Consider the following 11,797-nt stretch of genomic DNA (forward strand, 5'->3'; position numbering starts at 1 on the left):
TCTTTTAATTGAAAGGTTTTTTGGATAAAATGGTTCATGCGTAGATATTCTCCTTATGTTATTTGGTGGTACTTTTAATATAACGAATATCTGCGTCTTTTAGAAGACACAAAGATAGGGTTGATGACATTTTAATTTTTGTCATCAACCCTATTTATTGTAGAACCATAATTAATTAGGAAACGGTTCTTAATTTGTTATATACTGTGCTTTAAGAGCATATTTATAACAAACAAGGACCGTTTTTATATTTCACAGGATTATAAATAAAAGGAGGCGAATGAATATGCGAATAGGCTTTATTTCAGATTTACATGTAGACAACTTTACTTATGAAGTTCAAGATTATTTAGACATCATGTCAGAAATAATTAAGAAGAATACCATAGAGACGCTAGTTATCGGTGGAGATATTACGAATAGTTACAAGACAACAACGGATTTTGTTGAAAAACTACAAAGTCAAACTAATATTCAAGTGTATTTTATTCCTGGCAATCATGATTTATGGGACCGAGCATCAGATAAAGCAGATATAAATACGATGAACATCTATAGACAATACAAAGAACATCCACAATGTCTCATCGAATCACCAATCATGTTGAATAATAATGTTGGTCTAGTTGGTCATACAGCTTGGTACAATTATGTGAAATACAATAAAGAAAAATTTAGCTTAGACAAAATTAAAAAAGGGCGCTATAAAGGTGTGACTTGGCAAGATAAGAAATATATCCAATGGCCAAAAGAAGATCCAGAAATGTCGAAATACTTTGCAGAAATCATCGAAAAAGATATCCAAAAACTACAAGCTGAAAGCTACATTTTAGTCACTCATATGATTACTATTCCAGAATTTACGATGCCATTACCTCATAGAGTCTTCGATTTTTTTAATGCTTATATTGGTACAGATGATTTACTATCCTTATATGAAAAGTACCCCATCGAGAAAAGTATTATGGGTCATGTTCATTTTAGAGGAGAAGTTGAGAGGGAAGGAACGCTTTACATAACGAATTCACTGGGTTATGTAAAAGAATGGGGCTCAAAGGATATGCGTAAAGAAATCCAAAATGCTCTATACATATATGATATAAAATGATGTGAAGCCGATTAAAACACACTGAAAGCATTTGCAAAAACGTAAAAAAAGTGTAATATATGATAGAAGACATCAGATGATATGGAGGAAAGAATATGGAAGGGACTGCTAAGTCTTTAATTGAACAAACAAGTGAGTCTATCTTAAATTACATTATTACGAATAACTTATCCACAGGAGATAAACTTCCGAACGAATATAAGTTAGCAGAAGAAGTGAATGTCGGGCGAAGTACTTTAAGAGAAGCTGTTCGTACGCTTGTATCACGTAATATTCTTGAAGTCAGACAAGGCTCAGGAACTTATGTTAGTGAGAATACAGGAATCGTTGATGATCCACTGGGATTTAACTTTGTAAAAGATACACTTAAACTAACAGAAGACTTATTTGAGATTAGGTATCTTCTAGAACCACGTGTTGCTGGTCTTGCAGCGACAAATGCAACTGAAGAACAAATCGAAGAATTAGATAAAATTCGTCTTGAAATTGAAGAAAAAATCGGCGAATTCAGTGATAAACATTTTGAGAAAGATATTGAATTTCACAAGTTAGTATCTGAGATGAGTGGCAACGTAGTTATGTCAAACTTAGTTCCGGTGATTAATCAATCAATTTCACTTTATAATGATTATTACACGAGTAACCGAATTAAAGATGAAACGATTGTATCGCATAGAGAGATTGTTGATGCAATTAGAAGTAGAGATCCAATTCTGGCAGAAGATGTTATGCGAATTCATATTGTAAGGAACCGCAGAAGTTTATCACAAAATAAGAAAAACAACTTGAAAAAAGAATAAAAAGTAGACAAACTTGAAAAACACCACTAAATGTAGTGACCCTTAAAAATGGACTTTAATCGAATATTTTTCTAAGTGGCTTGTCACCTATATTGAATAGGTGACAAGCCACTTAGTTTTGTATTAATACATTCGTGATTGTACCAGTAAATATATGATCTGATTCGTACTTCTAACTCCCCGATACTTTCAATTGTTTCACCGCAGTACATTTCTTGCTTCAATAAACCAAAAAAGTTTTCCACCGGTGCATTATCTAGACTGTTCCCTCCTGAACATATTCACTTACCAGAATAAGAAAAAGCATTACACCCAGAACGTGACGAAGATGATTTCTTACCAGCGTCATTAAACAAAACTTTATTAGACGAATTATTACGTGGTAAAGTTGGATCTAACGGTATTATCGTAACAGATGCTTCACACATGGTAGCGATGACTGCTTCATTACCTCGTCGTGAAATGTTACCAACAGCGATTGAAGCTGGATGTGACTTATTCTTATTCTTCTTTGATCCAGACGAAGACTTCCAATGGATGAAAGAAGGACTAGAAAACGGTCTATTAACTGAAGAACGTTTACACGATGCAATTCATCGTACTTTAGGTCTTAAAGCTAAAATTGGTTTACATAATACTCCACGTGAAGAAATTATGTTACCGAAAGAAGAAGCTCTATCAAAAATCGCAACAGAAGCTAACACAGAAGTTGTTCGTGAAGTTGCAGATAAAGCAATCACTTTAGTTAAAGATAAACAAAAAGATTTATTCCCAGTAAGACCAGAACGTTACAAACGTATCTTATTAGTACCAGTATCAGGTATTAAAGGTGGATTCGGTGCTATGATCGCTGGTAATAAACCAAAAGCACTTGACATATTGAAAGCATTATTAGAAGAACGCGGACATGAAGTTTTAATTTGGGAATCAACTCAAGAGAAAATCATGAAGTTACCTGAAGAAGAACGTGGAGCAGCTATTGCGAACGTTTATGCTCAGAAACAACCAATTGCTAACTTAACTGATAACTATGATTTAATCATTAATGTTGGAGATGTTAACAGTGGTGGTACTATCCAACGTACTATTTGGCCAGCGTCTAAAGGTACTCCAGATAGCCCATTCTATGTACACGAAATTCCAACTATTTATGTTTCAGTTCAAAATCCATTCGATTTAGCTGACGTTCCACAAGTAGGTACATACATTAATACTTACGATGGTATGTTAGTAACAATGGAAGAACTAGTTAAGAAATTAGCTGGCGAATCTGAATTCAAAGGTGTAAGCTCAGCAGATCCATTCTGTGGTTTATGGGATACAAAACTTTGGAGAGATAGAAAATAATATAACTAAAACATTCAAAATCTCCGAATCCAGCAAGCATCTCCCCCGGTGCTTGCTGGGTTTTTTTGTCTGAAATATTTCTTAAATGACCTTTATTCTAGGTTATGTTAAGATATGATATGAAAGAAAACAAGAATACGTCTATATAAAACAAGGAGGACAATGATAATGGCTAAAGTAGAAAGTTTTTCGTTAGATCATAACAAAGTAAAAGCACCTTATGTAAGATTAGCGGGTAAAGAAGAGCATGAAAAGGGAGCAGTAATTGAGAAGTATGATTTAAGATTTCTGCAACCTAACAAAGATACTTTACCAACCAGTGCTGTTCATACATTAGAGCACTTCTTAGCAATTCATATGCGTGATGAAATCGAAGGTCTTATCGATATCTCGCCAATGGGTTGCCGTACTGGTTTCTACATGGTTGCTTGGAATGATCACAGTCCAGAAGAGATTGCAGAAGCATTAAAGAAAGTCTTAAATATAATTATTGAAGCAGATGTGATTGAAGCAACAATAGCAATCGAATGTGGAAATTATAAAGACCACTCGTTATTTGCAGCAAAAGAATATGCAAAACAAGTATTGAATGACGGAATTAGTATCGAGCCATTTGAACGTAAAGTTATTTAATTTGAACAAAAAAAGGGCAATTCCAAACGGAATTGCCCTTTTGCTCATGTATCAAAACATTATATTAATTTACGTTTTTAATTTCTTGTTCTAAATGCCAGATATCACGGTTATATTCATTAATTGTTCTATCTGAAGAGAAGAATCCTGCTTTAGCAATGTTTATTAATGCTTTACGAGTCCATGTATCGTGGTCTTCGTAATCTTCATAAACTTTCTCTTTGATTTCAATGAATTCTTCAAGATCAATTAAAGCCATGAAGTAATCTTTGTTAATCATGTCATAATGTAAGCGAGATAAGCGACCTTCGTCACCTAATTCAAGCATCTTAGGATCCATTAAGAAATCAACTAACGGTTTAATTGTTTCGCGTTCATAGTATGAACGAGCGTTGTAACCATTTGTAGCATATAAATCTACGATTTCCTCACTTCGTTTACCGAAGATATAGATATTTTCCTCACCAACTAAATCGGCAATCTCAACGTTAGCACCATCTAAAGTACATAATGTTAAGGCACCATTCAGCATGAATTTCATGTTACCTGTTCCACTTGCTTCTTTAGATGCGAGCGAAATTTGTTCTGAAATGTCTGTAGCCGGAATTAAGTACTGTGCATGCGTTACGTTATAGTTTTCTACCATAACTACTTGGAAATGCTCATTGACCTCATCATCATTGGCGATAATTTCAGATACAGTTAAGATAGCATGGATAATATCTCTTGCGATTGTATAAGCTGCTGCAGCTTTACCACCAAAGATAATTGTAATTGGTGTTTTTGGAATATTACCATTCTTAATGTCATTGTATTTATGAATGATATAAAGTAATAACATTTGTTGACGTTTGTATTCATGAATACGTTTGATATGAACATCAATAATTGAATGTTCGTTAATCGTAACATTTTGCATAGTTTCTAATCGATGACTTAGACGTTGTTTATTATTAAACTTTATTGCACGCAATTTAGTAAGGACATTTTCATCATCTTTAAAGTCTAATAATGGTTCTAGATTCGCTGAAGTTCTCCACTCATCTGAAATAAGGTCATCAATGAAGTCAGCAAGTTCTTTATTTGCGTCCATAATCCAACGACGGAACGTAATACCGTTTGTTTTGTTAATAAATTTATTCGGATAAATATCAAAGAATGCTTTTAATTCTGAATTTTTTAAGATTTCAGTATGTAATGCAGCCACTCCATTGATACTGTAACCATAATGAATAGCCATATGTGCCATATGTACACGGTCGTGTTCATCAATAATTGATACGGCGTGATTATTAGGGAATTCATCTTTTTTACGATTATCTAATTCACGGATAATGTTCGCAATTTCTGGCATAACTTGTTCTAATTCATCTATTGGCCATTTTTCTAAAGCTTCAGCTAAGATTGTATGGTTAGTGAATGCTGTCATTGTTTGAGTGATTTGAATGGCTTCATCAAAATCAATACCACGTTGTGTTAATAGACGAATCATTTCTGGAATAACGAAAGCAGGGTGAGTATCGTTAATTTGAATGACTGCATATTCTGCTAAATCGTGTAAATTACTTCCACGAGCAACAGCTTCATCAAGAATCAACTGCGCACCGTTCGATACCATATAGTATTGTTGGAAAATTCTTAATAATTCTCCTTCACGGTCTGAATCATCAGGGTATAGGAATAATGTTAAGTTTTCTTCGATATTAGTCTTATCAAAGTGAATCGTTCCTTCTTCGATAATATCACTTGTTACTGAATCTAAGTCGAACAGTCGTAATCGATTTCGAGTATCGCTATTATAACCTAAGACATCGATATCATATAAAGTTGATTTTAGAGTAAAGTTATTAAATGGCACTTCATATGATTTTTCGTTTTTGATTAACCATGATTCTTCCGTAATCCATGGATCAGGGAGTTGAGTTTGTTGGTTATCTTTAAAGACTTGTTTAAATAAACCAAAATGATAATTCAGTCCAACACCATCACCATTAATACCTAAAGTTGTAATTGAATCGACAAAACAAGCTGCTAAACGACCTAATCCACCATTACCTAATGAAGGTTCTAATTCTGCTTGCTCAATGTCCATGATGTTTTTACCATTGGCGATTAACTCATTGTTTACTTCATCGTAAATACCTAAGTTTAAAAGGTTATTTGATAATAATTTACCAATTAAGAACTCCGCACTAAAGTAGTATAATTTCTTCTTTTTGTCATCATTTGTAGGTAATTCACGTGATTTGTCACGAACAAGATCTAGTAAGACCTTATACATCTCTTGATCCGAACACTCACGAATCGGCTTATCAAAGTTATCTAAAACATAATTTTCTAAAATACTCATTTTGAACTCCTTTATGGGTTGATTTATTTTAAGTAACGTACTACATATATATTACTGATTATAAAAGTAAATAGACACTAATAACTCTTATATATCTGTTTCCACATCATCTAATTCTGGTGCTGGGTGATACTCACCTTTAGTGTCTGATGCTTCCAACTCAACGTATTCATCCGTATTTTCTTCATTTTGCTCAGGGTTATATTGTTGAGGTGCACGGAAGTACTCGACAGTGAGTTTAGTTAATGACTCTTTAAGAGGTTCATCAATCGCACCGTCTAACATACGCCATTGCCAGTTATGCCCAATGGTTGATGGTTCATTCATTCGGGCACTATTATCTAAATCGAGTAAGTCTTGCATTGTGTAAATGGCGAAATCACTCACAGAAGAAGCGATTCCACGGTTTAATGCCTCAGAGATTTTTTCTCCAGAGCGTCTGTTTAAGTAAGAATCTAACTGGTCTCTCATTGCTTGGTTCGTAGTATCTTCATACCATCCACGAGCAGTCATATTATCATGCGTTCCCACATAGGCTGCAGTATTCGGAATGTAGTTATGAGGTAGTTCGATACTATCCTCGAAACCATTAAAACCAAATTGTAAAATCTTCATACCAGGATAACCAGTCTTATCACGCATATCAATAACTTCTTGAGTCATGAAACCTAAGTCTTCAGCAATAATATTTAGTTCACCAAGGGCATCAGTAATATGTTTGAATAAGTCATAGCCAGGACCTTTTGTCCATTGACCCGCTGCCGATGATTTTGATCCGTAAGGAACTTCCCAGAAAGATTCAAACCCACGGAAATGGTCAATACGAACAACATCGTATAGATTAAAGCTTTCTTTTAATCTCCAAATCCACCAGTCATAGCCATTTTCCTTCATATATTCCCAATCATAAATTGGATTCCCCCAGAATTGCCCGTCATCTGAAAAGCTATCTGGCGGTGTTCCAGCAACATGCGTTGGTTCTACTTTGTTCTTCATCTTGAAGTATTGAGGTGTTGCCCACATTTCTACACTATCTCTAGATACGTAGATAGGGATGTCCCCAACAATTTGAATGTGATTATCATTCGCATATTTCTTTAATTGATTATATTGTTTAAAGAATAAATATTGAGTCACTTTATGATAATTAATTTGATCACTGAGTGTCTCACGATATTCCTTCATTGTTTCAGGTTCTCGATTAATACTCGCTTCGTCCCAGTTATACCAAGGTTCTTCATTGAAACTTTCTTTAATACTCATAAATTCACTAAAATCAATGAGCCAATCCTTATTTGCTTCTTCAAAGCGGTAGTAATCGTCAAAGTCACCCAGTTCAATAAACCGTTTCACAGCTTTTTCTAAGATAGGGCGTTTAACTTTGTAAATTAAACTATAATCCACTTTTTCGGGATCATCTCCAAAGTTGACCGATTCATAATCATTTTTCTCTAATAAACCATCTTCTTCCAAAAGAGTATAGTCTATAAAATACGTATTACCCGCAAAAGCTGAAAAGGACTGATAAGGCGAGTCACCGTAACTGGTTGTTGTTAACGGAAGAATTTGCCAATGAGTTTGTTTCGTCTCTTTTAGAAAATCAACAAAATCATAAGCAGATTGTCCAAATGTTCCAATGCCAAAAGGGCCTGGCAATGATGATATGTGCATTAATACACCACTTGTACGTGTCAAATTGTATAACCTCCTACTAAAATAATTTTCTTGTATCCTTTCCGTTATGCAAAAGCTTTCGCTAAGATAACTGAAAACTCTTACATAACGAAAAGGAGATGTAATAATTAATACAATTCCATTATAAGAGAGAAACAAATAAAAAACAAACGTTTTCGTAATGAAAGCGATTAAAATATTTTATTACAGACTGTGATTGCTTTAAGGACAATGTTTTAGTATAATTAAAAAAACGCAATCGTTTGCGTAAAAGGGACGAATTATCAGATTGAGGTGTAAAAATGTCAGTAACAATAAAAGATGTTGCTAGAGTAGCAGGAGTTTCTCCCTCTACTGTTTCTAGGGTTATATCAAATAGCCCATCAATCAGTGAAAAGACAAAGACAAAAGTTAGAACAATTATGGATGAATTAAAGTATTATCCAAATATGAACGCAAGAAGTCTTGTTAATAGTACCTCACGTATTATTGGCTTAGTATTGCCAGATAATACAGATACATTCTATCAAAATCCATTCTTTCCAACTGTATTACGTGGTATGAATGAAGTGGCGAATGAAGAAAAGTATACATTACTTTTAAGTTCAGGAAATACGGAAGATGAGAGACTTGATCGAATTAAGACTATGGTATTTGGTAAACAAGTCGATGGATTGATTTTTCTTTATTCAAAAATAAATGATAAAATTATTCACTTCTTAAAAGAAATTAATTTTCCTTTTGTTGTTATTGGAACGCCAACAATTAAGGCGGTGAACTCAGTGGATAATGACAATGAAGGCATGTCATATGAAATAACTTCTCAAATTATTAAGCAAGGCAGGAAAAAGATTGCTTTTGTTGGGGGAGATAAGTCGTTAAACTTTATTGAATTAAGATATGAAGGGTATCGTAAAGCGCTTGAAGAGCATGGGATAGAAGTGGATCAGTCGCTTGTATTTAATGAGTTTCAATTCCTATCAAACGTGGGATATCAATTAGCTGAAAAATTATTAGAATTGCCCGAATTAGATGGGGTGGTTATAGCTGACCAGCTGGTTGCTCGGGGGATTCGTTCTGGCTGGGAAACAGCTGGAAAAGAGCCTATTCCAATGGCAACTTTTAAAGCATATGAGTCTCATAAATCTTGTGAAAAGTACGAGTTATTCATGGATATTAATGCTCAAAAATTAGGGAATAGCGCACTGTCGATGCTTTTAGACATAATTACATTTAAGCATGCAGAGAATAATACACAAAGATATATCCAAGAAATTGTCGAAGGAGAACTAGTCTTATAATCAGCTGTACCAAAAAGCTCCTCATTTAACCCAATATCAGGATTAAATGAGGAGCTTTATTAAATATTAGTTTACTTATAACGATTTTCAAGTTGTGACATCCACCAGCCTAAAAGAGCACCCAGAGTGAATAATACAAAACACATCAAGAATTCTAAAAAGCTAAAGCCAGCGTATTTTGAACCAAGAGGTACAATCATTATAGTTGATGCCAACACAATTCCAACGATAAAGTGGAAGAATTCACTATAATTTGTACTGAAAATCTTCTCGATCACTCTAGCAAGTAATAAAATAGTGATTAAACCACCAATTCCGATTGGAATAATGATAACCAAATCAAAAGTTTTAAATCCGTCTGCCATTGCTTGATATAAATCCATATATAGAATAAAGTTTGATGGGCTCATTCCGGGGATTAAGATTCCCAATGCAATTAAAGCACCACAGACCATCCAAGCAATAAAACTTGGTTGAACCGCACCATTGAATAGCTGATTCCCAAAACCAAGTAGAATAATACCGAAAACAAAAGCGATGATCATAATTATATAATCTTTTCTATCACGCCCTTCTTTTCCAGCTTCAGCCCAAAGAGCCGGAGCGGTTCCAACAATAGCACCAATAAAGAACCAAGTAATAATGACTTCGAAAGAACCAAGTAAATAACTAATTCCCCAAGAAAGAATGGCAATACCTACCAACGCCCCAATACCAACCGGTAAAAAGAAGCGAACATTTTCTTTAAAGTTTTTAGTAATATTAGCTAAAAAATTAATGATTCTTTCATAGATACCGAAGATTGCTGCGAGTGCACCCCCGCTAACACCAGGAACAATAAAGCCTGATCCAACAAACATACCTTTTACGAAACGAAGCAACCAACTTTGGTTATCGTTTTTTTCATTTTTCTCCATTGTTACCTCCATTAATATGACAATAAATATTAAATAGAATTCAAGTTTTTTCTATCGAATTTTATCACTCATTGTCCAATTATACTTAAAAGTTGAATGATGAGCAAATCAAAATAGATGAAATTATGAGGAATGTAACGTATAAATAAATTAGGAAAAAAATAGGAGTGAAAAAATGGAAAACAATATTTTATATTATAGTGATGTATGTCCAGACACCAAATCGTTTCTAAATGAGTTAAACCGTTTAGAGGTTCGTTTCAAAAGTGTGAATATCACTGAATCGATTTCTAACCTAAAAGAATTCTTGGCAGTTCGTGATAATGAAGCTGTCTTTAATGATAAAAAAGAAACAAATCAAGTAGGTATCCCAGTTTTAGTAACAGAAGATAAAGAGTACCTTTTTGATGGAGAACAATTAAGAAATAAATTTGATAACTAGTCATGTATAAAGTTTTTTAAATGAGGGGTAACTTCTTCACTTAAAAGACTTTTTTTGACAAAAAATAATTATTTTAACTGATAATAAGCTATAATATAGTTACAAATAAAAGGATGGTGTTAGTATGAAGCAAGAAAAGATAGATAATTTAGTTGAAGAAGCAATAAATATTAAGCCTAATTCGTATTCTCCTTATTCAAATTTTAGAGTTGGTGCAGCCATCGAAATGAACGATGGAGAATTATTTACTGGGGTCAACATTGAAAACGTTTCCTTCGGTGCAACTAATTGTGCAGAACGTAGCGCAATTTTCACAGCAATCAGTCAAGGTTATCAACCTAAAACGATTAAAGCGATTGCGGTTTCAGGCGATACAGATGAATTTCTACCGCCTTGCAGTATTTGTCGTCAAGTGATGGTCGAATTTTGTGAGCCCGAGACACCTGTATACTTAACGCGTAAGGATGGGAAAGTTTTAGAAACTAGTGTGGAAGGTTTAGTACCATTTGCATTCTCAACGATGGATATGTAAGGCCAATAATTTGTTTGTCATTCGTTTGTCTGATATATTTAATTTATTATAAATGAGGAGTGAGGGAATGGCACAAACATTACTACATGCTTGTATTCGTGTACAAGATTTAAAAGCATCAAAAGAATTCTATATGGGTGTATTTGATTTTGAAGTGAGTCGCGAGAAAGATTTTCCGGAAGATAAATTTACTTTATCATACTTATCGGTTCCTGGAAGTGATTTTGAATTAGAGCTTACTTACAATTATGATTCAGAACCTTATACAATCGGTAATGGATTCAGTCATTTAGCTTTAGGTGTTGATAACTTAGAAGAAACTTTCGAAAAAGCAAAAGCATCTGGCTATGAAATGACAGAAATGAAATCTTTATCAGATAATTCAACTACATACTTCTTTATTACAGATCCAGATGGATACCGTTTAGAAGTAATGTCTAACAAATAACAAGACACCAAAAAACCGCTACAAGCTTGAATTCAAGCTTGTAGCGGTTTTTGGCTCTTTGTCAAATAGGGTTGATGACTCATTTTAATCAAGATCAAGCAGCATAAGTTGTTGCTTGATCTTTTTTATTTGTCTGAGGGACATATAATCGCGTCATAAGTAAAATACGGTCTCTAAAATGACTGTAATTTCGATAGCCGTAGGCTGTTCGTTTCAATACTTTAATTTTATTATTAATACCTTCG

General features: G+C 33.9%; 11 protein-coding genes and 2 pseudogenes. 8 read left to right on the top strand and 5 right to left on the bottom strand.

All coding sequences use genetic code 11. The annotated features are described in order from the left end of the window. Positions 1-286 precede the first annotated feature (286 nt). Together FEZ33_RS11000 and FEZ33_RS11005 are read left to right on the top strand one after the other, a co-directional pair. Positions 287-1,108 carry a metallophosphoesterase gene (locus tag FEZ33_RS11000; RefSeq protein ID WP_171031385.1) on the top strand — a complete coding sequence of 274 codons (822 nt, stop codon included), beginning with the start codon at positions 287-289 and terminating at the stop codon, positions 1,106-1,108. A 95-nt stretch (positions 1,109-1,203) separates the two neighbouring features. Beyond that, positions 1,204-1,908 (top strand): FadR/GntR family transcriptional regulator, encoded by a 705-nt coding sequence (locus FEZ33_RS11005; RefSeq protein WP_138405430.1) that lies wholly within the window; start codon positions 1,204-1,206, stop codon positions 1,906-1,908. 83 nt (positions 1,909-1,991) lie between these two features. On the opposite strand, the pseudogene FEZ33_RS12780 reads toward FEZ33_RS11005, so the two are convergent. Beyond that, positions 1,992-2,177, bottom strand: a pseudogene (locus tag FEZ33_RS12780) (IS3 family transposase); the annotation flags it as partial. A gap of 7 nt (positions 2,178-2,184) precedes the next feature. On the opposite strand from FEZ33_RS12780, the pseudogene FEZ33_RS11015 reads away from it, so the two are divergent. Then, positions 2,185-3,255, top strand: a pseudogene (locus tag FEZ33_RS11015) (glycoside hydrolase family 3 N-terminal domain-containing protein); the annotation flags it as partial. Between the two features lie 168 nt (positions 3,256-3,423). Beyond that, the gene (locus FEZ33_RS11020) at positions 3,424-3,888 is read left to right on the top strand and encodes an S-ribosylhomocysteine lyase (RefSeq protein WP_138405431.1); all 465 of its coding nucleotides are present in this window, start codon (positions 3,424-3,426) and stop codon (positions 3,886-3,888) included. A gap of 64 nt (positions 3,889-3,952) precedes the next feature. Here FEZ33_RS11020 and FEZ33_RS11025 read toward each other — a convergent pair whose 3' ends face one another. Further along, positions 3,953-6,238, bottom strand: coding sequence for a glycogen/starch/alpha-glucan phosphorylase (locus tag FEZ33_RS11025; protein WP_138405432.1), 2,286 nt, complete (start codon positions 6,236-6,238; stop codon positions 3,953-3,955). A gap of 87 nt (positions 6,239-6,325) precedes the next feature. Beyond that, the gene (malQ, locus tag FEZ33_RS11030; protein WP_268951522.1) at positions 6,326-7,969 is read right to left on the bottom strand and encodes a 4-alpha-glucanotransferase; all 1,644 of its coding nucleotides are present in this window, start codon (positions 7,967-7,969) and stop codon (positions 6,326-6,328) included. Between the two features lie 245 nt (positions 7,970-8,214). Here malQ and FEZ33_RS11035 point away from each other — a divergent pair, with 245 nt between their 5' ends. Then, positions 8,215-9,213, top strand: coding sequence for a LacI family DNA-binding transcriptional regulator (locus tag FEZ33_RS11035; protein ID WP_138405434.1), 999 nt, complete (start codon positions 8,215-8,217; stop codon positions 9,211-9,213). A gap of 71 nt (positions 9,214-9,284) precedes the next feature. On the opposite strand, the gene FEZ33_RS11040 is transcribed toward FEZ33_RS11035, so the two are convergent. Then, complete coding sequence (locus FEZ33_RS11040; protein ID WP_138405435.1) at positions 9,285-10,130, bottom strand: DUF368 domain-containing protein; 846 nt, start codon at positions 10,128-10,130, stop codon at positions 9,285-9,287. A 175-nt stretch (positions 10,131-10,305) separates the two neighbouring features. On the opposite strand from FEZ33_RS11040, the gene FEZ33_RS11045 reads away from it, so the two are divergent. From FEZ33_RS11045 to gloA, 3 genes are all read left to right on the top strand, one after another. Then, positions 10,306-10,572: a glutaredoxin gene (locus FEZ33_RS11045; RefSeq protein ID WP_138405436.1), complete on the top strand. Its 267-nt coding sequence runs from the start codon at positions 10,306-10,308 to the stop codon at positions 10,570-10,572. A 124-nt stretch (positions 10,573-10,696) separates the two neighbouring features. Further along, the gene (gene cdd / locus FEZ33_RS11050) at positions 10,697-11,104 is read left to right on the top strand and encodes a cytidine deaminase (protein WP_138405437.1); all 408 of its coding nucleotides are present in this window, start codon (positions 10,697-10,699) and stop codon (positions 11,102-11,104) included. A gap of 67 nt (positions 11,105-11,171) precedes the next feature. After that, positions 11,172-11,552 carry a lactoylglutathione lyase gene (gloA, locus tag FEZ33_RS11055; RefSeq protein ID WP_138405438.1) on the top strand — a complete coding sequence of 127 codons (381 nt, stop codon included), beginning with the start codon at positions 11,172-11,174 and terminating at the stop codon, positions 11,550-11,552. Positions 11,553-11,646: 94 nt separating this feature from the next. On the opposite strand, the gene FEZ33_RS11060 is transcribed toward gloA, so the two are convergent. Next, a partial coding sequence (locus FEZ33_RS11060; protein WP_138405300.1) for a transposase occupies positions 11,647-11,797 on the bottom strand: 151 nt, incomplete at its 5' end.

The sequence above is a fragment of the Ruoffia tabacinasalis genome, from assembly GCF_005864045.1.
Taxonomy (GTDB): Bacteria; Bacillota; Bacilli; order Lactobacillales; family Aerococcaceae; genus Ruoffia; species Ruoffia tabacinasalis.